The 23,328-nt window shown below is 54.4% G+C and carries 15 protein-coding genes and 1 pseudogene; 6 read left to right on the forward strand and 10 right to left on the reverse strand.

The features are described from left to right. Positions 1 to 822 precede the first annotated feature (822 nt). From XX99_RS18550 to XX99_RS28150, 3 genes and pseudogenes are all read left to right on the forward strand, one after another. Positions 823 to 4,260 carry a TonB-dependent receptor gene (locus tag XX99_RS18550; RefSeq protein WP_260315418.1) on the forward strand — a complete coding sequence of 1,146 codons (3,438 nt, stop codon included), beginning with the start codon at positions 823 to 825 and terminating at the stop codon, positions 4,258 to 4,260. A 298-nt stretch (positions 4,261 to 4,558) separates the two neighbouring features. Then, on the forward strand, positions 4,559 to 5,608 hold the full coding sequence (locus XX99_RS18555) for a LacI family DNA-binding transcriptional regulator (RefSeq protein ID WP_082125696.1): 1,050 nt from the start codon (positions 4,559 to 4,561) through the stop codon (positions 5,606 to 5,608). Positions 5,609 to 5,755: 147 nt separating this feature from the next. After that, positions 5,756 to 5,884: pseudogene (locus tag XX99_RS28150) on the forward strand (IS3 family transposase); the annotation flags it as partial. A gap of 116 nt (positions 5,885 to 6,000) precedes the next feature. On the opposite strand, the gene XX99_RS18560 reads toward XX99_RS28150, so the two are convergent. Then, a complete protein-coding gene (locus tag XX99_RS18560) occupies positions 6,001 to 7,011 on the reverse strand; it encodes a zinc-binding alcohol dehydrogenase family protein (protein ID WP_050060865.1) in 1,011 nt (336 codons plus the stop codon). Positions 7,012 to 7,231: 220 nt separating this feature from the next. On the opposite strand from XX99_RS18560, the gene XX99_RS18565 reads away from it, so the two are divergent. Then, positions 7,232 to 8,206 (forward strand): aldo/keto reductase, encoded by a 975-nt coding sequence (locus XX99_RS18565; RefSeq protein WP_156186068.1) that lies wholly within the window; start codon positions 7,232 to 7,234, stop codon positions 8,204 to 8,206. A gap of 438 nt (positions 8,207 to 8,644) precedes the next feature. Here the strand turns inward: XX99_RS18565 and XX99_RS18570 are convergent, their stop codons facing one another. Both XX99_RS18570 and XX99_RS18575 read right to left on the reverse strand, forming a co-directional pair. Further along, positions 8,645 to 10,321: a hypothetical protein gene (locus XX99_RS18570; protein WP_050060866.1), complete on the reverse strand. Its 1,677-nt coding sequence runs from the start codon at positions 10,319 to 10,321 to the stop codon at positions 8,645 to 8,647. 156 nt (positions 10,322 to 10,477) lie between these two features. Beyond that, positions 10,478 to 10,921: a hypothetical protein gene (locus tag XX99_RS18575; protein WP_050060867.1), complete on the reverse strand. Its 444-nt coding sequence runs from the start codon at positions 10,919 to 10,921 to the stop codon at positions 10,478 to 10,480. 366 nt (positions 10,922 to 11,287) lie between these two features. On the opposite strand from XX99_RS18575, the gene XX99_RS18580 reads away from it, so the two are divergent. Continuing rightward, on the forward strand, positions 11,288 to 12,433 hold the full coding sequence (locus XX99_RS18580; RefSeq protein ID WP_082125698.1) for an acyltransferase family protein: 1,146 nt from the start codon (positions 11,288 to 11,290) through the stop codon (positions 12,431 to 12,433). Positions 12,434 to 12,481: 48 nt separating this feature from the next. Here XX99_RS18580 and XX99_RS18585 read toward each other — a convergent pair whose 3' ends face one another. The 6 genes from XX99_RS18585 to XX99_RS27365 form a co-directional block, all read right to left on the reverse strand. Beyond that, the gene (locus tag XX99_RS18585) at positions 12,482 to 14,572 is read right to left on the reverse strand and encodes a tetratricopeptide repeat protein (RefSeq protein ID WP_156186069.1); all 2,091 of its coding nucleotides are present in this window, start codon (positions 14,570 to 14,572) and stop codon (positions 12,482 to 12,484) included. Positions 14,573 to 14,586: 14 nt separating this feature from the next. Next, positions 14,587 to 14,976 (reverse strand): cupredoxin domain-containing protein, encoded by a 390-nt coding sequence (locus tag XX99_RS18590; protein WP_050060869.1) that lies wholly within the window; start codon positions 14,974 to 14,976, stop codon positions 14,587 to 14,589. Between the two features lie 20 nt (positions 14,977 to 14,996). Beyond that, on the reverse strand, positions 14,997 to 15,404 hold the full coding sequence (locus tag XX99_RS27785; RefSeq protein ID WP_050060870.1) for a hypothetical protein: 408 nt from the start codon (positions 15,402 to 15,404) through the stop codon (positions 14,997 to 14,999). A 98-nt stretch (positions 15,405 to 15,502) separates the two neighbouring features. Next, the gene (locus tag XX99_RS18600; protein ID WP_231581483.1) at positions 15,503 to 17,746 is read right to left on the reverse strand and encodes a tetratricopeptide repeat protein; all 2,244 of its coding nucleotides are present in this window, start codon (positions 17,744 to 17,746) and stop codon (positions 15,503 to 15,505) included. A 23-nt stretch (positions 17,747 to 17,769) separates the two neighbouring features. After that, positions 17,770 to 19,608 carry a CRTAC1 family protein gene (locus XX99_RS18605; protein WP_231581484.1) on the reverse strand — a complete coding sequence of 613 codons (1,839 nt, stop codon included), beginning with the start codon at positions 19,606 to 19,608 and terminating at the stop codon, positions 17,770 to 17,772. A gap of 249 nt (positions 19,609 to 19,857) precedes the next feature. Beyond that, complete coding sequence (locus XX99_RS27365; protein ID WP_156186070.1) at positions 19,858 to 20,271, reverse strand: hypothetical protein; 414 nt, start codon at positions 20,269 to 20,271, stop codon at positions 19,858 to 19,860. Between the two features lie 489 nt (positions 20,272 to 20,760). Here XX99_RS27365 and XX99_RS18615 point away from each other — a divergent pair, with 489 nt between their 5' ends. Next, a complete protein-coding gene (locus XX99_RS18615; protein WP_050060874.1) occupies positions 20,761 to 22,665 on the forward strand; it encodes a CRTAC1 family protein in 1,905 nt (634 codons plus the stop codon). Positions 22,666 to 22,701: 36 nt separating this feature from the next. On the opposite strand, the gene XX99_RS18620 is transcribed toward XX99_RS18615, so the two are convergent. Further along, complete coding sequence (locus XX99_RS18620; RefSeq protein WP_050060875.1) at positions 22,702 to 23,316, reverse strand: carboxymuconolactone decarboxylase family protein; 615 nt, start codon at positions 23,314 to 23,316, stop codon at positions 22,702 to 22,704. Between the last annotated feature and the right edge of the window lie 12 nt (positions 23,317 to 23,328).

Consider the following 23,328-nt stretch of genomic DNA (forward strand, 5'->3'; position numbering starts at 1 on the left):
CGGACCGAGATTCACTGAAGCGTCGCTATGGCAATGTTGGACGATGCTCTGAGTGCGCTCTTCCATCCTGAGGAAAGCGTGCGAAGGCCGCTGCGGTGCGATACCTGGATACAGCCACTAGCTCAAGGCCTCGACGATCCATGCTGCTGAGTTAGTTGCAATCGATGCTTGGTATAGCAATCGATAATCCCTTCCTGCGAGAACGTGATGCAGATCGCGCGCGTGACCGAAGGTGCGTCTAGAAGGAGAAATGCTTTGACATCCTCGCGGGCAAGAAACAAAGATGCGCAGGCCGACGTTGCAAAAGCCCCTACTCCATCGACCAATTTATCTATGCACGTGTCCATCTATAGTTAGACGCCCAACTACAACCTAAACAGCAGGGCCGCGCGCAAAGAGTTCATTCTTCAGGCTGGTCGGTATGACCAATCGAATGAAACGCTGTCACTTCCTGTTGCCATTTAGGAGGCTGCCCGGCGTTAACGCTACCAAATGACAGTTAGTCGAAAGCAGCCAGGAATTTAGCGACATATTTCCAACGTAAACAGCTCTGAAAATCCCCTTGACAGCTCCGCTCACGTTTACGTATAGCTTCATCTGCAACAAATGATATCGTTATCGCGCTTTTCCAGAACACCCAGTGAGAGAAGCCGTGCAGCTCAAGATAACGAGTGTCTTTTCATAATTTGTGGAGGCAACATGCGAATCATTCACCAACTATCGGCTATGCAAAGGGCTCTCCGCCTGTTTCAGCGTCACCAGCCTTCTCAAGAGGTTACGAGGAAATTCCTATCGTGGGCTTGTCTCATTTCATTCATCGCGATGTCGGCGTGCCTGGGATTCGCTCAGAGTCCGACAGGCACAATACGCGGGACGGTGCTCGATCGGTCCGGTGCCGTTATTGCTAAAGCGACCATCACCATCACGAATGTGCAGACCAACGAAACCAAGACAACTCAATCCGACAACGAAGGACGCTACATCCTGAATTTCGTTCAGCCCGCTGTATACACAGTGACGGCGACAGCCTCAGGATTTGGAACCGAGAAGCAGGATAACGTCGTAGTGGAGGTTTCTGTAGGGCGACCTGTTGACTTCACGCTTGGAGTCGCGCAGCTGTCGCAAAAGATAGAGGTAACCTCGACGACCCCGCCTCTCGAAACCAGCACCTCTGCAGTGGATACCGTGGTCACTTCCCAGCAGATCACTGACCTCCCGCTGAATGGACGTAATCCGACATCGCTCGAAGTACTTGTTCCAGGTGTGAGCACGGTTGGAGGTGCATCGACACCTCACATTGCCGGATCTCGCAATGCGAACAATGAAGAGCAGATCGATGGCATGACTAATATCCTTCCGGAAAACAATGTCGGCAACAACTCAACAGCGTATACGCCGATCGTAGATTCGGTGGAAGAGTTCAATGTTCAAACAAGCACCCTTCCGGCCCAATATGGAAGATTCTCCGGCGGTGTCATAAGTCTGGTAACCCGCTCGGGCACGAACCAGTTTCACGGCACCTTGTTCGACTTCACGCAAACGAACGCGCTGTACGCCAAGAATTACTTTTCTTCGGGGCCGGTTCCCGATTCGCATTTGTATCAATTCGGCGGCACAGTGGGCGGTCCGATCACCATTCCGCACGTATACAGCGGTCGCGGCAGGAGCTTCTTTTTCTTCGCATTTGAAGATTCGAAGCAATCGTCGAACTCAACGGAAACCGATACAGTTCCGACCGCGGCCGAACGGACTGGCGACTTTTCCGCGTTGAATACGATCATCTACGATCCGAACACGGCAACAGTCGGACCGGATGGAAACTATGTGAGAAACCCCTTTCCCGGCAACGTAATCCCGGTGTATCGGCAAAGCAAAGTGGCGCAGGCGGCGATCCAGTATTATCCGCTTCCGAACACCGGTGGATCGAATGCACAGGTAAATAACTACGTCGTGACCGGGCCAGTCACGAACAACTACTATCATTTCGATTTGCGGCTCGATCATGACTTCGGGCCTAAGTGGCATAGCTTCGTTCGCTTCTCACACATCAATAACCCGAATGTCCCTTTTGCGGATTACACAGGAAAATCCCTCCCTGCCTCTCAGGGATATGGAGGCCCCAGTACTAGCACGGCATATAGCGCTTCCTTTGATAACGCAATCACGCTTTCTCCCAGCCTGGTTATGGATCTCCGCGCGGGGTTCAGCCGCTCAGCAGTTGTTCGTACCGCCTTCGGTGGTACGTTTGACCTCACATCGCTCGGACTTCCATCCCCCTATGTCTCTACGGTGTCGGCAGAAAACGCGATATTTCCAAACTTCGGCCTGGGGAATGGCTATGCAAGCTTGGGATCCGCAGGTTATGTCCCGCTACTGGAAAATCCGTCCGCCGTGGATTTCGATCCCAGCGTTGTGAAGGTTCTTGGGGGACACTCCGTCACCATGGGCGGGGAATATCGCAAGCTCTTTCTGAACTTCCATCAATTTGGATATCCCTCCGGCCAATTCAGCACGATCGACAATACCTGGACACAGAAAGTGGTCAATAACTCTGATGGCAGTGGGAACGCAATCGCAACCATGTTGCTCGGGCTTGCGGACGGCGGTCAGGTTACAAGCGACACTTCGCTTGCAACCGCGAGCACTTACGACGCGCTGTTCATCCAGGATGACTACCAAGCCAGGAAGAACCTGACTTTTAATGTCGGACTGCGATGGGATGTTGAAGTGCCCCGCACAGAGCGCCACAACAAGCTCGACTACTGGGATCCCACGCTTCCCTCTCCGATCGCGGCAGCGGTCTCTTCCAGTGCTTGCTTGTACTGCGGCGATCTTAAGGGGCAGATGGTCTTTGTAGGAACGGCTGCAAGTAAATATGGGCGTCATCAGGCGGCTACCCAGTGGAAGGATTTTGCCCCGCGTCTTGGATTTGCGTGGAGCGCCGATGACAAAACCGTTGTGCGTGGCGGCTACGGTATCGTCTATCAGGCATCTGCACTGCAAGCCGCGGGAACAACCGGAGGCGCAGGCACAGACGGATTCACGAGCACAACCGGCCTCAACTTCACATTGAACAATCAGCAGTCGGTCTACACAGCGTTTGACAACCCAACTCCTACTGGCTTCAATCTTCCACAAGGCGTTAATGGAGGAGCGGGAACTTTTCTTGGTGAAGGAATCTCCGATACGTACTTCGACAACGTGAGAAACCCATATACGATCCAGGGAAACTTGAACATACAACGCTCCCTGCCTTTGCAGACTGTAGTTGAAGTTGGTTACATCTATAATCGCGGAAACTTTCTCATCAACGGCGACCCCGGTGTTCCGTACTCGCAGGTTAATCCGAGTTATCTGTCGCTGGGACAACAGTTATTGAATAGCGTTCCTAACCCTTTCTACGGCGTCATTACTACGCCGGGTTCGCCCCTAGCCGCATCTACAGTGCCTTACGATTATCTGCTCAGGCCCTTTCCCCAATACAATGGGGTCCAAAGCTATCGCAAGCCCGACTCCGGCTCGCACTACAATGCCATTACCGTAAAAGTAGATAAACGCATGTCGCATGGCCTGTCCGTTCTGGTGTCATTCACGGGATCGAAATTAATGGACAATGCCGCGAGCGTCGTATCCTATCTTGGACCGACCAGCCAGACCTACGCCAATCAATACAACCCCAAAGCTGAGTTCGGAATTTCTTCGCAGGATATTTCGCGTCTATTCAGTTCCGGTTACATTTACGCGTTGCCGTTTGGCCGTGGAAAGCAGTTCCTGGGTCATACAAACGGCATTGTGAATGAGTTCGTGAGCGGATGGCAGACCAACGGCATCGTTCAATGGGATACCGGCACCCCGGTCGTATTGAGCGCAGCCAATAATCAAACCGGGCTGCTCGGCCTTGGACAGCGGCCAACGGAAGCGGCCGGCGATCCAAATCTCAGCCATCCCACGCTCGCAAAGTGGTTCAACACCGCAATCTTCAGTCAACCCACTCCATTCACGATCGGAAATGCTCCTCGTGCGCTGCCGAACGTGCGGGTACCGGGCTACGTGGATGCAGACATGTCACTGTTCAAGAATAACTTTATCGGCCCCGACGAGCGTTATAACGTTCAGCTCCGGGTGGAAGCATTCAATGCGCTCAATCACCCGGTATTCAATGGTCCCGATGCGGGCGTGAATGACGCCAATTTTGGATTGATTAACTCCCAGTCCAATAGTCCAAGACAGCTCCAACTTGCAGTCAAATTCGTCTACTAACCCCTGCCAATCGCCGGCGGATCTTCCAAGATCCGCCGGCGCAAATTTGAGAGCATGGATCTCCGTTGTGCTTTCTGTCTGGCCGTCGTCCCCCACGTCTATATACGTGTATCCGAGCTAGAAGATGGGCAACCCATGGCCTGCAAACGCCCGGCGTACGTCAGTATTGGCGTTAGACCGGGCTTCATGATAACGTCCGCACAGGATAGAGTCTTGCGGCAACGGAAATCGTGCCGTTCTCCCGACTACTCCCATTTGTACCGATCAGTTTTCGCAGGACGGACGCGATGCAAAACCGATGTCAGAAAAGACAGCTGAGACAACAGCCGCGATGACGAAACGAGCGACGATGATTGAAGTCGCCAGGTTGGCCGATGTCGGCGCAATGACTGTCTCCCGTGTCTTGAACGGATCCGCTCGTGTCAGCCCGGAGACTGCAAGCAGAGTTCACGCAGCGATCGAGCGCCTAAAATATCGCCCCAACGAGATGGCCCGTGCTCTTCGGGGCGCAAAGTCCAAATCGATCGGCCTTATCGTACCTTCGCTGGCTGATGCGTTCTTTGCAACTTGCGCACATAGTGTCAACATGGTTGCCCAAACGCATGGTTATTCGATGATCCTGACGGCGTCCAATGATAGTGTCGCCAAGGAGTTTTCGGAAGCCGAGTGGATGCTCCAGAAGCATGTGGAAGGCATCATCCTATGCCCGACGCCGGCGAAAGTTTCCCATCTCTCCGATCCTATTTTTCACCGTATCCCGATCGTGGCATTTGACCGTCCGCTGCAGATACCTCAAGTCGCCAGTGTCTTGGTAGAGAACGGCGGGGGATCGAAGCGCGGCACTCAGCACTTGATTGAACACGGGCACAAGCGTATTCACTTCCTCGGGGACTCTCCAAATCTCTTTACTATTCAGAGGAGGTTTGATGGCTATCGTCGCGCGCTCTCGAACGTGGGACTCAAAGCGCAGGGATGTCTGGAATGCAATTCCGAAGAATTGGTATTTAACTATGCCAAAGAGGTACTGAATGGTAAGAACGCGCCTACTGCATTCTTTTGCGGAAATAATCGGATCAGCCGATATCTTTATCGAGCACTGTTTCATCTTGGGTTGAAGATACCCGATGATGTGGCCATCGTCGGCTTCGATGACTTTGACATGGCTGACATGCTATCTCCCGCATTAACAGTGATACGCCAGCCCGTGGAGACTTTAGGGAGGACTGCAGCGAAAGTGCTCTTCGCCAGATTAAAGACAAATGTCGATGAATGGCCCAAAGATAGCAGCAGAACCACCTTAAATGTCGAATTGATATTGCGCCGATCCTGCGGGTGTAAATCAATTTAACGAAAAGTAAGGTCGCGCAAAAGGCCGACTTTTGAGCAACTGAGCAGAAGTGACCCTCTTCCGATGGAGGCCGATGAAATAGGCACGGTTTGGAGGGTAACTAGTCGGACCGGTTTCGCCAGGCCCTTCACAGCCGGATCGAACCAGGCATGGGCCATGGATTTCGTTTCCGATCAATGCCGCGATGGAAGACGGTTCCGTGCCCGGACAGTCGTGGATATTTACACGCGGGAGAGCGTGGCCATCGAAGCCGGGCAAAGCCTGAGAGGAGAACGGAAGCATCGCATGTGTGGGAAAGAGGGATGGCCTACCGGTATGGGAGCGCTGATCCGGTCTCGGCAGCGTGGATAGATCGGATTGCATGGGCGACAGGCTCCTCGGCGAATTGCCGCCTACGAATTGAAACGCACTTGGACCTTGGTATACCGGCCGGGATTCGCGCTCCATTCGGCGAGCGTTCTTGCTGCCTGTTCGGGAGGTATGATGGCGCTCACTGCATCCGACACGGGAAACCGCCCCGCCTCCAGCATGCGGATCACTTCGCGAAAATCATCGGGCATGGCGTTCCGGCTGCCCATGATATCGAGCTCTTTCTGAACGAATAATCGTGTTTCATACGATACGGGTTCCTTCGTATAGCCGATGTACACGACTCTGCCCGTAAAGGCCACTTCCTCTACCGCCGCACGGAACGTCGAGGGAAGGCCAATGGCCTCGATCATCACATCAGGGCCCACTCCATTCGTGATTTCCTGCAGCCGGGAGTGCAGATCCTCGCGAGCGGTGTTGACGAGATGCTGTGCTCCAGCCTTTCGCGCTATCTCCAGCTTGGCGTCGCTCACATCGATTGCGATGACAGTTGTTCCGCGGAACGCCGCGCTGGCGATAGCTCCAAGTCCAATCCCGCCGCAGCCAAAAACGGCTACTGTGTCCTCACTCACTATGCGGCCGCGCGACGCAGCGTGGGCTCCTACGGTAAGAGGTTCCACCAGGCAGAGCTCCTCAAGAGAGAGATTCGCTGTGTAAATGCGGGCGCGCGGAATCGAAATGTATTCGGCCATAGCGCCATCCCTCTGTACTCCCATCGTCTGGTTGAACTGGCACGCGTTTGGGCGGCCCCTTTTGCAACTCGCGCATTCACGGCATTCCGTGTACGGAGAGATGGTCGCCTGGGTGCCCGGCGCCAGGTCTTTCGCGCCTGCAATCACGGTTGCAGCAACTTCGTGGCCGGGAATTCGCGGAAATGCGACCATTGGGTTGCCGCCGCGAAACGTGGTGAGGTCGGTCCCGCACATGCCGACAAGCTTCACCTGAAGCAGCACCTCGCCGGCTGCTGCCCCATGGAGATCGGGGATATCGATTACCGATCCCGAATATTTTCCTTGAATCTGGAATGCCTTCATGGAAACAGCTCCCAAGTTGTATCTTGCTCAGTAATTATTATACGTTTACTGTAACCTTGTCTTTATGAACGTAAACGGAACCATGCTTTTGAGCGAATCAAGAATTATGCAGATGAACGTCGGCGACAGTATCGCTACTTATACAGCCGTGGCTCAGTTTGCGATCCGCACGGTTTGATCTCAGAGGTGTTGTTCAGAACTAAACTGCCGGAGCGCGCGCGTGGCGATATCCAAGACGATTGGCAACCAGGACATTGCCCCGGGGACTATGACTTACCGCCAGCTTGGTGCGACCGAGCTTATGCTCTCGATGGTTGGGTTTGGCGCTTCTCCATTAGGAGATGTGTTTGGCGCCGTCGAGCCGCAGGAAGCCCTACGGGCAGTTAATCTGGCGATCGATGAAGGTATAAATTTCTTTGACGTCTCTCCTTACTACGGCAGAACCCTAGCCGAAGAGAGGCTGGGCTGGGCTCTCGAGGGACGGCGCGAAAAGATTATCCTGGCTACCAAGTGCGGGCGCTATGGAACAGATAGCTTTGACTTTTCAAGCAAGGGAATTCGAAACGGCATCGAGGCCTCACTGAAACGCCTGCGCACCGATCACGTCGACCTTCTGCAGGCTCACGATGTCGAGTTCGGAGATGTAAGCCAGATCGTTGAAGAGACCGTTCCGGCGATGCGCCGGCTGCAGGAGGAGGGGAAAGCCCGTTACATTGGCATCACCGGTTATCCACTCCTTTCTCTTATCGCGATCGCCAAAGCGGTACCGGTGGACAGTATCCTGTCGTATTGCCACTACAATCTGATGATCGATGATTTGAATTCGATATTGATCTCTTTTGCTGAAGAGCGATCGATCGGTGTCATCAACGCGTCTCCTCTTCACATGGGCGTCCTAACCGACGGCGGTGCTCCCGATTGGCATCCGGCCCCAGCCGAAGTTCACGAGGCGGCAAAAAAAGCGGCAACACTTTGCCGTGAGCGGGGCGCAGACTTGCCGGAGTTGGCATTGCAATTCTCGTTCTCCTATCCAAAAGTTGCCAGCACGCTGGTCGGGATGTCCAGCACAGAGGATGTTCGTCGCAGTCTGCGGGCGGCGATGTCGCCGCCGGATAGGGACTTGTTGCAGCGAATCCAAGAGTTGTTCTCCCCTGTGTCCAACCATGTATGGCCATCAGGCAACGCGCGGACATAACCCCCTGTTGCTCGTCCTTGATTCGCCTGTCTGCCTGTCGCCATCCCTCCTTGCTTTAGAGGTGCCGCCGCTTCCTCCTACATCAAACTACTTGATAGAAACCCATGCGGATGGCGGCTCCTCTCCAATTCGCTCCAGTAGAGGACAACTGTGGCAACTCAAAAATGACCAAAGAGTCAAGGCAAGGAGATAGATATCTAAAAATTGACGAACCAATCCGTAAATAACGAAATCGCGATGGCCGAGTAACGAAAGCGAAGTTTATCGGAATGGTAGGAGATCATAATCGCGAGTCACTTCCACGCGATGAGGATTTCGGTGCGGCTGGTACGCACGTTTCACTCCGAAGAAAAGCATGTTGTGATGGTGAGCAAGTTGCTCACACGCCAGAATGGCCCGGAGAAAATCGCAGGGCGGACGAGTGGTGAAGTGCACATCTTACTTCGAGCCGAGAGCTGCTGAGGGGAACAGTGGCTGAAGCCCGGTGCTTTCCCCGCCAAAAATGTGGCTTAGCGCGTTCGGAGCCAGCGAGGGAGTCGGCCGCGATACGTGGCAGAGAAAGCAACCTCCGGGCTTCTGGGTGTATGTCTCCAGCGTTGAATTGGCGACATTCGTCGCGCCGGCCTGTCCGGCTGGAGGCGCATTGCCGCTGGTCGTCCAGGTCGCCCCGACCAGGAAGTAATTAGAGCGAATGTCGCCCTTCGGCATGAGCGCGCTTATACTGTTTTGAATCGAAATGAGGAAGGTATTCGCTGACGCATTGCCGCCTGCTGCGCCCCATGGATAGACCCTTAAGGAGTCGCTGGGGGTAATCGAAAATCCGCTTTCAGCCACGATGTTCGCCCCGTCTACTTTCATGTGCGCAACGTTAAACGGGCCGGTCGAATTCGATGCTGAGAATCCCCAGGTACCGGCTGTGCTCTGAGGGACGGATACCGGGAGTTGTTGCGCGTTGATATACGAGTACAGGGCATTCGGTGTGTCTCCGAAGTGTTCGAATGTCGCCCAGATCATCTCCGGATGGCCGGCGACGCTGCCGACGATATGCAAGCCGAGCAGCCCTAACGTGACCTGCTTCTCACCATTCGGAATCCACTTCTTTGGATCAGACTTGTTATATGTCGGAATCGTGGCTGTCGTCGTGATGTAGCTTTTTTTGGTCCGTTCGTCCACTTCAATCCAAGAACTCTTCAGCTCCAGGGTGAGTGCCTGAGCATCCGTAAAGCCCGGTTTTCCATGTGCCGCAGCATACCTCTCGATCGCGTCGAGATCTGTTTTGGTCGTCGGAAATTGTGTCGCGGGAATGGCATCGTTTTTAACGCCGGTGAGGAAATAGGCGTAGACGTCGTTCGTCATGGACAGATAGTAGACGAGGCCATCCGTCTGCGATTCCAATACACCGAAGCTTCCTGCCTGACCTTGGTCCACGTCGATGATGTTGTCGCTCGAGTCGACAAACACTGGTCTTCCATTGACGATAAACTCCCGTGCCGTCTGGATGGCGTTTGCGGCCTCAGAATCGCTCTTGTGAGCTGTGGGAGAAGGCAGCTCGATATTTTTGCCAGACCTATCCTGAAACGCGAGCTTGTGGTTGCCTGTTATCGACGCCTTGCTCACTTCCACTATGCTGCCCGTATTATCGACGACGATTTGCTTTCCTGAATCATCGATAGACGGTTGCACGACTTCGAACAGGTCTCCCGATTTGTCCTCGATGATCGGCAAGCCGTGAGGGCCTTCTTTCGCAAAGCGCGGCGCCATCAAGTGAGTGATCGGGCCTCTGCCATGGGGAAGAAACTTTCTCTGATGACTCGAATCCGCGGGAGAAACGTCATAGAAGGTGGATGAGTCGAAGACGCGGGTACCGGCAGACTGCGATGTCAGCCAGAGAAACATCTGTTTCGACCACGCGTAGAAATCGCAGACACTCGATTCGGAAAATCCGACGCTATCCGCAGGCTTCACGAACCCGTTCACGCTGGGATTTCCTGACAGGAACCATTTGTCGAAGGTCTTCTGATCCACTGGGCATTTGGGATACGCGTCCTGGGGAATGGTTTGTCCCGATAGTGCGGATCCAGCAAGCATCAGAATGATGAGGGATAGATACTTCATGCTCGGCCTCCCGTTTCAAGGCAGAAAAAACATTTCGCATCTGGAGGCAGCCTGAGTCCTTTGCGTTCACCTTCTCGCGAAGATAAATTAGCTGCCTAATGAACACAGGGCCCCGGTTTGCGCGCGGCCCTGCGTGTCTTTATTTATTGCGATGAATCAAGCTGGCGGACAGCCGCCGTTCAGGATCATCTGTACGGTGCAAGCGGGATAGGCCGAGTACAGGTTGCTGGGTTGATTGTTCGAGTTGACCCACTGCCCAAAGGCTACGAGGTTCGTCTCTACTGGCAAGGGCGGCGGGTTCACCACATAGGAGAGCAGCTTATCGAAAATCGGTCCCATCTGCTGGACGAAGTCTTTAATGTATTGGTCGAAGCTGCCGTCGTACTCAGTCAGCACCCACAGAATTTGTGAGGTTGGTGGGTTCGATGCGAATCCGGGTTCTGGAAGAAAGCGGGCAAAATGAACTGTTCCTACTGCGTCCAGCCCGGCATTGATCGTCTGGGACTGGGAAAACACATAGGCAAGGATGGCTTGATTCTGACCTTCAGCAATGGTCAACATCAAATTGAGTGGGCTTTGAACCTGGGTATTGTCGGGCATGTTACCCTCTTTCTCTAACTCAAACGCCGATGCCGATAACTATACACAAGACAGAAATATATGCACCAAAAAGTTTGACTAACATGCGAGTTACATGGGTTTGAGGAAAATGGCATCTTTTTATATAGGGGCGAAGGAGAATTTTGCGATCTCGCGCTGCTGTCGGGTCTCAGGACAAGCGAGTCCCAAGGAGCGCGGACCGTCCGCAGTGATCTACGCGTGATGAAAGTCTTCGAAAAGAAGAACGGCAGAGCGGTCTAGCCGAGCTCTTACCACGCCGCCGGCGATTCGTTCGTCGACAGGTCTCCGCCAGCTTTGGGTTTTCCATCAACTGATAGAATTGCCTCGCCGAGGCGCTGATCTTTTTTGGACACCGAAATAAGCTCTTCCACGACTCCCAAGCTCCCCACGAAGACGCACTACGTGATCCTTGACGGATTGCGTGGGGTCGCTTCTCTCATGGTGATCATCTATCACCTCTTTGAAGCGAACGGCAACGAGAACCGCTTCAAACAGTACATCAACCACGGCTATCTGGCCGTCGACTTCTTCTTCATCCTTTCGGGTTTCGTAATCGCATACGCTTACGATGATCGCTGGACGCGGATGTCCCAGTGGGATTTCTACAAACGCCGGCTCGTCCGCCTTCAGCCCATGGTGGTCATGGGAAGTCTGATCGGCGCTGCGCTCTTCTACTTTCAGAAGGGACCAGCCTTTCCTCTGGTTGCATCGACGCCGGTGTCCAAGATGCTGTTGGTGATGCTGATCGGCTGCACGCTCATTCCTGTGACAACGGGGATGGATATTCGTGGTTGGAACGAGATGCATCCGCTTGACGGGCCGGCCTGGTCGTTGTTCTTTGAATACTGCGCAAACATCCTGTATGCCGTGGGCCTACGCAAGCTTTCGAATCGGGTACTCGGCATCTTCGTGTTCGTTGCCGCGCTGTTTCTGCTGCAATATTCGGTTTTCGGAGGCCGGGGAGACGTGATCGGAGGCTGGTCGATCGATCCGACGCAGTTGCACATCGGCTTCGCGCGCCTGCTCTTTCCTTTCTTCGCCGGCATCCTGCTGATGCGGCTTGGCAAGCGTATAGAGATGAAGGGCGCATTCGCGATTTGCAGCCTTCTGCTGATTGTGTCCCTGGTACTTCCGCGCTTCGGAGGGACCGAGCATCTATGGATGAACGGCCTTTATGAGGCCCTTTGCATCATCATCCTGTTTCCCCTCATCGTGGCTATAGGTGCAGGGGAACAGCGCGTGGATGGGCCTTCGATCCGCATCGCCCGGTTCTTTGGTGATCTTTCCTTCCCGCTTTACATCACGCATTACCCGCTGGTTTACATCTATACGGCATGGATCGTGCGGGACAAGCCATCTTTGCTTCAGTCGACGGAGGTTGGCGCCGTCCTATTCCTCAGTGCAATCGCGATGGCTTACGCTTGCCTCAAGCTCTATGACGAGCCTGTCCGAAAGTGGCTCAGCAAAAAGGTTCTCGGGCGGCCTGCCTAGCAGGGAAGTCTCACTAATAAGAAAGCCGATCATTTTTTAAATTGCGCGCTAAGGCTTGCTATCGAGACCGGATGCCTCTGCCAATTTTTCGCGTGCGGCGCTGTTATTCGGATTCAGTTGTAGGGCTTTTTGCAGATTCGTGACAGCTACTTTCGTGTTGCCGTGCGCCAATTGCAGACTGCCTAACTCGTAATAGACGCCGGCGTTCTTCAGGTCCTCGCTGACCAACTCATTCAGCAATTGTTCCGCTTCATCCTTTTTCCCGAGAGGGATGAGAGCAAGTGCCAGGTCATACTTCGCGCTACTGTCGGAAGGTTCGATGTGGATTGCGGTGCGCAGCTCCATTTCTGCTTCGGGATATTTTCCCTGTGCTGCAAGCTCTTCGCCGATTGCTTTGTGTACAACCGCCAGATTGGGATGTTCCCGCTCGATTGCCTGCAGGCGATCGAGGCCCGCTTCATGATCCCCCGTTTTTATGAGCGACTCCGCGTATGCGTACGCTAACAAGGGAACGCGACTCATCTGTACTGCAATGGGAGAAAATACAGCGAGAGCTCCCTTGTAATCCTGGAGCATAAATTTACTCATGCCGAGGGGGAGCTGAACGTTGATATCGGCGGCAGCATGTGACTGGGTATATCTTTCCAGGCAGATCACCGCCTGTTTGTATTGTTGGGCTGCATATGCGGCCCGGCCCCAGTTGTAATCCAGGCCATCCATCGCTGGATTCCACTCGGCTGCTTTCGCGAAGTATTCGGTTGCGGCCTCGTAGACCTTGTTCTGCGCCGCAATCGCTCCGAGATTGTTGAAGCTGTCCGCGATTGCCGGCCCGATTCGTGTTTCATCTTCTCTGGCTACCGCAGCTCCCTCACCGGAGGGATTCGTGGTTGAAGCCACAGGAAAAGGCGAAGTGTCGGGTGTCTGCGCCATCGCATCACTATCTGTAGGCGCTTTGCCGGTTAGATTCACCTGGTCCAGAAGTCTGTTCTGCAGCAACAGCTGCTGCGCAATCTGCATTTCCTTCTTGCCCTCGAAGCTGTCTCCGCGCTGCATCAAGATCAAGCCGAGTTGATAATGTGCTCCGCGAATCTGATAGTGGTTGCGCGAGGAATCGATGGTCACCGCGATGGCCTTGCGCAGTGCGTTTTCTGCTTCAGCCGTCTTTCCGAGGTCTCCATAGATGCCGCCGAGAAGAAGGAAATTGTCCGGATTCCGAGGGTCCAGTTCGGCTGCCCGACTGAGATCTTTTATAGCTTCCTGCAGCTGTCGTCGGCTCATCGCAATGTAGCCGAGCTGTGAATAACTGAAATAGTCGTTGGGATGAACTGCCAGCTCTTTCTTGAACTCAGCCTCGGCTTGGGGAAATGCAGTATCTCCGGATCGCAACAGATAAGACGCACCCAGCGAATAATGCGCGCCGGGAAACCTGTCGTCCTTCGCGAGAACCTTCTTGTACTCCTGGATCGCTTCTTCCGGAAAGTCGGCCTCCGCATATGCTCGGCCAAATTCCATGTGGGCCGATGCGGTGTCACCGAATTTGCTTTGCAGATTTGCGAATACCTGCGCGGCGCCTTTCATGTCTGACAGTGCAAGATCCAGTTGTGCCAGGGCATATTGGCTTTCGAATCCGGGATCGAGATTCACCGCAGCCGCGAACTGCTCCTTGGCTTCGGCGTTTTGTTTCATCCCCAGCAAGGCCTGGCCTAAGATGCGATGAAGCTTTGCCTTGTCGCCGTCCGCCATGTCATTGGAATAATTAGCTAGAAGCTCTTCCGCAAGCGACTTGGCCTTCGCGAAGTCTTTGTCCGCGAGCGCAGCTTCTGCGTAGTCCATCCGTAGACCTGAATGATTCGGTGTGAGCTTCAGAGCTTCGTCGAAGAGTGGAACCGCACGCAGATAATCGCCGATGTGAGAGCGGTCATCGGCGATCTCCTGCAATGCCGCCGCGAGAAAGAGCTTGTACTGAAACTCCGCCTGCCCCAGATTTCCTTGCCCCTGAAATGCTTCCGCGGCCTCATAGTGTTGCTGCAGAGTAGATGGAGGCGCGGAGCGGCGATGAGTAGCCTGACTGCACGCGAGTGAAAGACCGATTGCCAGAGGTATAACAGACGCGCCCGGGGTGCCAACTTTTTTTAGCATGCTCGACACCTGAATCAAGGCTCCACGTGCACGACGAAAACCATGGCGCTGTGGCCGGCGCCGCAGTAGCGCGAGCAGCGGCCTTTGAAGTCTCCTATGCTGTCGGGAGTCACGATGGCCGTCGCCGAGCTCTTGGCGGGAATCTCTACTTCCAACCCCAGGCCATCGACCGCTACCGCATGCGCCACGTCGTCCGAGACAAACACCAGCTTTACCGTCTGCCCGCGCCTGATCGAGATTTCCGAGGGGCTGAACGCATAGCGTTTTGCGTGTATTTTGATTACTCTGGCGGCCTTAGCGCTGTCGCTGGAATGAACTCCGGCGCCGGCAAGAACGGTATAGAAGGAAATCGCAATCGCGGCAGTCCACCGCGCAACTCGAATACTTAGTTTCTTTTTTTTCACTCTGAACCTTGGAGCTTCAATTAAAAGAGAGAGCCCGCGACCTGCTCGGCGATGTCTCTCGCCTTGCCTTGAAGCTGCTCTCTCGTCATGGAGGGATCGCCGACGAGGCTGGAGCTGATCGTCACAATAAATGCTTGATCGCGAACGCGGCCTATCACCTGTTCGCCGCGATCTTTGGTTGTATCCGCGCCGCATTGCACGGCTTCATTTCCGATCCCCTTCAAATCAACCGGAGGGGAAGTGCATCTCGATTGATAGGAATGCATTTCCTGGTTTTGATCCTTCAGGGGACGAACAAAGATCTGAAGACTGTGCGTTACCGAGTCCTTTTGATATTGGAAGGTACAAAGCTGACCGCCATCCGCAGTAGGATTCAGCTCCAGGGTCGCGGAGCCGCCTAATGCGCCGGAGGCAGTCGCCTTATTCATCCAGGGACACACGTTCTCAGCCATGGACAGGTGGGAGGCAAAAAGTATTCCGAGAAGAGCGATCCACGGCAGGGATATTTTTCGCATAGTTCGACCTTTTACTGTGCACCCAAATGAGATTCTTTTGCCTGGTCGGATGCGTCTGTATGCATGTGCCAGGGGATACTTTCGATGGAAATCTCCGGATGACGGCGCAGGAAGCTCAGCGAATATGTCGGAGATCCCGGATCAAACTTCTTGGTCGTAAACATAGCCTGCTGTTCAGCAGCCTTATCTTTCATGCCGGCACGGCGATAGAGGATGGCCAGGTTGTAATGAGCTGCCACGTCATCGGGATCGATTGCCTGAAGTGCTTCAAACTGCTCCATCGCATGTTGATTCTCATCTCGCTGATAGTAGGTGATGCCCAGCTCGCGCCGCGCATCTCGCGACTGCGGATATTGCCTCACGACCTCAAGAAGGTCGGCCAATTCAGCATCGGAGTGACCGGCTCTGCGCTCCAGCAGCGCAGAATAATAAAGCGTGCGGGCACTGGTCGGACTCAATGCCAGAGCCTTCTGAATGCTGAGACGGGCCGAGTCGTATTTCTCCCATTGAATCTCGGTCAAGGCGATATTCGTGTAGCCGTCGGCGTAATCCGGGCGCAGCTTCACAACCTCGTTGAAGGCGTCCACCGCGTCGACGTACTGCAATTGGTCGAGGAATCCGATGCCGAGATTGTTCCAGCGCATCCAGTCGGGATTATCATGCGAGTCTGCCTGGACCGGCTGATTGTCCCCGATATTCAGTACGCGGGTGCGCGATGCAAGCTCCACCAGCGGATAGAGCGGATGATCCTTGCCGAATACATTATTCAGATAGCTCTGCCGCAGGTGCCGATAGTTGACGCGCGCCGTGATCTCGATCGGTCCCTTGACGTCAGCGGGCAGGCGGAACTGGTAACGCACCAGCGTAGACCGGCCAGCCTGGACTGTGTTGTCGTAAGCCACGGAGTGGATTGCGAAGACCCTGTGGTTATCCACGAACTCGCCGTCCGCATCTACGGGGCGATTGGTGAAGCTGTGAGCCCGCTCATCCAGCATTCCATCCGGTTTGATGAAGCCGCTGTGGTAAAGCTTCCTTCCATTCGAATCCTTAACTTCGAATTCGACCCAGCCTTCGTACAAATCGCGCACTTCAGGAATCAAAGAGTGGCCGATATTTTTGTTCTGGATGACCACAAACGCTTCGATTACATTGTTCGGCTCGAGCTGGAATGGCACCGAGCCCAGCGGCGCGATCATCTTGTCGTCGCCGCTCTTCTTGATGGCGAAGATATCGACATTCAGATACTTGCCCGACCGCAGGAAGTCGATTGTCTTCTGCAATTGCTCATCGAATCCGTAATAGAACGGCACCGCGGTATTGCCCGCCAACCAACGATGCGAAGCAAAAGTACCGTTCTTTGCGCCGTAGTCAGGAAGCGCGTTCGGAGAGCGGGTCATGTGGCAGCCCTGACACGTGGTGAAGTCGCCCTGGTAAAATGTGAGCGGATTGCGCTGTGAGAACTTCGAGTTCTGCCACTCGTCATACGCCGTGAACGCGCGCAGGAACTTGTAGTCATTCAGCGGCGCGGGAAGGTTAGCTTTGTGGCAGGCTGAGCAGAACTCCGGCGTGCGATAGAAATCCTTCATTACCGCTTTCGAATGCCGGTCGGTATGCTTCATGATCTCGTCGTAAGGAACCTCGCCGGGAATCCGATTCCCTTTTTCATCCACCATGACGGAGGGAATACCCATCACAAATCCACCGTTGCCGTTGGTGGATTGCAGGCTCTGAATCGAGTGGCAGGTGGCACAGGTCAGGCCATCCTGATCGAACTTGCGATCAACCAGAGACTTTTGTGTCAGGCCACCCGACAGCACGGCGATGGGATTGTGGCAGCTATCGCAGTGGCGCGAGAATTCGATTCCCCGGGTCTTGATGAGGATATTCACGCTGGTCCGGTAAAACGGGGTGCGGAAGGAATTCGAGTGCAGCGCCTGCCTCCATTGGTGGTAAGCCTCCTGGTGACAGTGGGCGCAATACGTCGCATTGGGGAAAGCACCTGGCTGAACGAAGCCCTCTCCTTCAATCTTGGCGTTGCCAGGGATGAACGGCTTGTCCTTACCAAATCGATAGTTGTATTCGGCCGCGACTTTGTCGGAGTAGTCTTTGCGCGTTTCTGTCAGTGTGCTTTGCGGAGCAGGGCCGTACGATGTACTTTCCTGACCAGCTCCGGCATAAGTCACGCCTCCAAAAAGCCACGCTCCAGCCAGCGATGCAAGACTACAAAGGATAATTCGCCTCGTTCTAAATTTCACGGCACTTCCTCCGAGATGCAGCATTAATGACCAGCCTGCGAGGTAACATTAGCGGACTTGTGCTTCGCGATCGCGTCATAGACGCTCGGCACGAGCCCTTTCCCTTCTTCAATCACAAAAAAACGATCGACCGAGGGAAGATTTACAGTTTCAACTGTGCCACTCGGCCAATGAACTTCGACGGAATCGACCTTAGTGGACTGCCCGAGCCCGAAGTGTAAACGCTGATCGTTCGAAGACTCATAGCTGCCGCCGCTCATCACGTCATTGCGCTGCCTCATTCCATCGGCAGTGAGGTATACAGCCGTTCCTACCGCATCGCGCGGGCTTTTTGTTCCGCCTATCAGCTTGATGCCAACCCAGTGGTTTGTATCGGCATTGACGTTGCGCAAGAGCACGGGTGTGTGATCCATGCAGTTGACTACGGCGTCGATCTTGCCGTCATTGAAGAGGTCCCCGAACGCGGCTCCGCGCGCGGGCATCACGACTGCCAACCCCGTGCCTTCGACAGCCGGCATCGTCTCGAATTTACTTCCGTGATCGACATTGTGAAACAGCAAAGGACGCTCCGCATAACTTGTGCCCCAGTTGTGCTGCTCCACCTGCGGAAAGATATGGCCGCTCACTACCATGATGTCTTTCCAGCCGTCATTGTCGTAGTCGATGAACTCCGCGCCCCAGCTCAGGAACGGATAGGTGACTTCGGCGATGCCGGCACGCGATGTGATCTCGGAGAAGTTGCCGTTTCCCTTGTTCTCGTAGAGGGTCTTGTAGTCATCCGAGAAGGTGGTGGTGTACATGTCCACCATGCCGGTGTTCTTGTAGTCCCCGACGGCCAGGCCCATCGAAGCGGTCTCGCGTCCGGTCTGATTAAGAGCGAACCCTGAATAATAACTCGCATCCTCGAAGGTTCCATCACCATTGTTCAGGTAAAGAAAATTCGATGAGGAATCGTTCGCGACAACCAGATCGACCTTGCCGTCATTATTGACATCGACGAAGGTAGAGCTGAAGCCGTAGTAGTGGTGCGGATCGCTGACGCCGGCTTTTTCGCTGACATCGGTGAATGTACCGTCACCGTTGTTGTGGAAGAGGTGGTCCGGCTCGCCCTCGAGGCCGCGCGGCCCGCAGCTCACAGCCGCTCCCCGATATTCGCAAAACTGAAACGCGACAGCATCTGACCCCGATCTCGGAGGATGCGCAACGTCGTAGTGGACATACCCAGGAACGAACAGGTCGAGTCGTCCGTCGCCGTCATAGTCGCCGAAGGTGGGGCCGTTCGACCAGTTGCCGAGCGTTACTCCGGCCTTTTCCGCGGTATCGGTGAATGTGCCGTCGTGGTTGTTGCGGTAGAGCCGGTTCTTGCCGAAGTTGGACACGAATATGTCAGGCCAGCCGTCGTTGTCGTAGTCTGCGACTGCAACTCCGTACCCCCAACGATCGTTGGTCACGCCGGCCTGCGCAGCCACATCGGTGAAGGTTCCATCGTGATTGTTGTGAAAGAGCGCCGCGTGAGGGGCCTCCGTCTTTCCTTCTAGGGCTTCGTAGGTCGAACCATTTACGAGGTAGATGTCCAACCAGCCGTCGTTATCATAGTCCAAAAGAGCAACACCCGACCCGGTGGTCTCGATGATGTAGTTCTTCTGGAGGGTTCCCATCGTATGGTGCCAGGATGTCAAACCGGACTTCGCAGAGACGTCCTGAAAGATGACGGGCCCTGTCTTGACGAAGCCGCCACGGGTAATCGGACGCTTGTCCGAATCGAGTACCGGGGCAAACTCACCTGCCGTTGATGAGCCGCCGTGCGGTGCATGCCCGGTTGCGCTGCTTTGCGCTGCGCTTTGTAGCGCTTGCTCGCTCATTTGGGCCAGGCTTACTGGGGAAACTATGATCGCCAGGATTGCAAAGGCGCACGCACAACCGAAATCCCGACACATCGTCATATATATAGGAGTTCCAAACCTTATTCAGCTGATCGCGGAACGAGGATGAGTATCGCAGTGCTGGGGGAGGAATGTCTTCGCCCAAGGTGGTGAACCTTTTCTCGTCCGATAGATTGATATCTTATGGATTGCAGCCGTATAAGGCCGCATAAATCGATTTTCATCCGACTATCCGTCGACGCGCTGGAATCCGAGGAAGTCAAGACGGTCCGGCGGGATCCACAATTCTGGAAGTGCGGCGTAACTATGCATGTCCAGGATTCTCAACAGGTTCTCCCGGTGCCGCTTGGAAATGGTTCCTCCGGATAACCTGTTCAGCCACTTGCTGCATTGCGACCGGGATCCCAGGCCTTCATAGATTCCATAGATGTCGATGGCGGCAACGATTAGAATACGGATCGGCCTCCGTTGCTGAGGCACGGTGAGTCGAAACAGATGGATGCTGAATGCGAGGTCCGCATCCCTGTCTGCGGGGAGCCGATGATCAGGTTCTGCATGATCTTCCAGCCAGCCATGGATGGGGAGTGGCGACCGAAGGCTGGGATCATCGAGTCCGCTTTTACGTATGGCTTTTGTTGGCATGACCTCGTCCACAAGTCGCAAAATGACGCCGTGCTTAGGTCACTCTCGTCATCATTTTCGCTTTCAAGAATTGCGATCACAATCGGGAATATACGGGTTAAGCCTGACGTCCGCATGGTCCTAAAGTTTGACCCGCACGAGGCGTTATACGGATCGAAAGAGATCCCCAATATATAAATGAAGACTCAAGGTTGTTATCTCTCCTGATTGCCTATCTCACATGCCGTGCCGGTGCTCGATGATATCGGCATATATCAACCTTTCGGACGAAGACGCCCTTCATGGAAATTCTGAATAATGTGTCGACCGGCTGATAGAGCGCTCATTACACCACCATGTGGCGGAGAGGGTAAAGCCGGAAGTGCTGTGATCGGACACTATGTGCAGAAGGCTTTGAACTTATCCGCTGCCCGCGGTCGATCCGGTGTCCTGCTTTGCCTCTCAACTACCTACTGCTACTGGCAAATGATTCGCCGAAGGAACTCTGATATGGTTCGTGGCATTTTTCGAAGCGCTTTCTATGTCTACGCCGTCGCGTCGACTCTTTCTCTTTCTCTCCTCATGGAAGCGCAGACACCGAAACCAACGAATGCACCCTATAGTCAAAGTGCGGGATCTGCCCACGGCTCGGCCACTGCGGGTGAATTTGCTCCGGTCCTGGATTCGGAAAAGCGGCCCATTACTGCGGGTGGCTTTGTAAAAACCGGACCTGTCATTTTTAAAGATGATTCCGAAGCGGCAGGCTTGACCAGATGGACGCACAAGATGGGCACTCCGGAAAAGCCTTACATCCTTGAGACCATTGGCTCCGGTGTCGCTCTTCTGGATTACGACAACGATGGCTGGCTCGATATTTATCTGGTGAACGGTTCGACCTACGACGCTCTCTCCGGAAAAGCCGAATCGCCGCACGCCGCTCTCTTTCACAACAATCACGATGGAACATTTACCAACGTGGCGGCGCAGGCCGGGGTCACCAACGATCGCTGGGGTTTTGGGGTCGCCGTCGGCGACTTCAACAATGACGGCTGGCCAGATCTATACGTCGGAAACTATGGAAAGAATCGCCTCTACCGCAATAACCACGACGGCACATTTACTGACATTGCGGAATCCGCTGGAGTGACGCTTGGAAACTGGTCCACAGGTCCGAGCTTCGGCGACTACGATGGAGACGGCAACCTGGATATCTTTGTTCCCGGCTACATTCACTGGGATATCGAACATCCACCCGGCTCAGAGATGGGTGCGAACGGCTTCTGCCAGTTCCGCGGAGTCCATGTAATGTGCGGTCCACGTGGCTTGCCGGGAGAGCCTGATCATTTGTTTCATAACAATGGCGATGGAACATTCACTGACGTGAGCGTACATGCCGGCGTCAGCGATGAAGCGCATAACTACGGGTTTTCTTCGACATTTGTGGATATAAATAACGATGGAAAGGTCGACCTTCTCGTTACGGACGACTCTACCTATAACTATCTCTATATCAACAAGGGCGACGGAACCTTCAAGGATATGAGTTTTTACTCGGGCTTTGCTTTGAATCAGGACGCTCGAGAAACGGCTTCCATGGGGCTGGCGGTAGGCGATTACCGCAATAGCGGAACGGTCGATCTCTACACGACTACCTTTTCGGATGACTACAACACGCTCTTTCGCAATGAAGGCGATGGCAATTTTGTAGAGATGACGGATTCTGCAGGCATCGCCGAAGTCACCTATCCGTTCCTGGACTGGGGAACCGAATTCATTGATTACGACAATGACGGATGGAAAGATCTTCTGGCTGTAGGCGGCCATGTCTATCCCCAGGTGGATAAATACAATTGGGGAACGAGCTTTGCCGAACGACCATTGCTGTTCCACAACATAAACAAGGGCAAGAAATTTACTCTCATGCCGCCCGTTATTGGAACTGGCCTCGCTGACGTTATTCCCGCACGCGGAGCGGCCTTCGGCGATCTCTTCAACGATGGCAAGATCGATGTTGTCATCAACTGCATCGACCACACGCCGGTATTACTTCGCAACGTCAACGCCGACACCAACCATTGGGTCGGCATCAAGCTTATCGGCGGCCCCAAAAGTCCACGCGATGCTGTAGGAGCTACCGTGTATCTTTCTGCCGGAGGAATGCGCCACCGCGAAGACGTAATGAGCGGAGGCAGCTTCGAGTCGTCAAACGATCAGAGGCTTCATTTTGGCCTCGGAGATGCCACGACCATAGAAGGCGTCGACATTCACTGGCCAAGCGGTGTTTCGCAGCATGTGAATTTGCCCGCTGTCGATCGCTACTTTGTCATCGAAGAGGGTAAGGGACTTGTACCCAGCTTGTATGACGATATGGCCGCCAGTGCTACCACGCACAGCGCAGCGGCTGCAAAGCACTGATCCAGCGAAGTCAGTCGTGCCCGAAGCCAATCCCGATCAACTGCCTCTCAAGCCCAATAGCTCTTGAGAGGCCAGCCCGAAGGCGTTTGCGACGCGATTGCATAGTCCCATTGCCGCAGCGACGTGAATGGCCTCCGCTATCTGCTCCTCCTGCCAGTGAAGGTCGCGTAAGCGCTGCACGTCGTCATCGCTAATTTTGAACGATTCCGAATCCACCTTTCTCGTGAAGCGAAGGAGCTCCCTCTCGGGCTCGGAAATTTCGGCGTCGTCGAGCTTATCCGTCGCGATAGCTCGCATAGTCTCGAAGGTTGCGCCCTGCGTAGTCAGGAAAAATCCGTGGCTGTCGAGGCAATAGGGGCAGGCATTGAGCCCGGAGACATAGGTTGCGATCATCTCTTTCTGGCGGCGGGTGATTGAGCCTTCTGCAAAGAGAAGAGACGACCCCATATCGACCAGCATGCGAGCGGCGGCGGGATTTGTTCCAAAGCACTTGAGGATGCCGGGCACATTCTGGCGTGCCAAGATGCTGCGACAGTATTGATAGGCCTCTGCGGTTGCGCCCTCGGCCTCGTCTTCTTCGATGATGCGAATCCTGGTATTTGTCTTTGCCGCGCTCTGCGGCGCGAGGATGTCAGATTTGGAGCCGCTCATGATGAGATCCTT

The sequence above is a fragment of the Silvibacterium bohemicum genome (assembly GCF_001006305.1).
In the GTDB taxonomy this organism is placed as follows: domain Bacteria; phylum Acidobacteriota; class Terriglobia; order Terriglobales; family Acidobacteriaceae; genus Silvibacterium; species Silvibacterium bohemicum.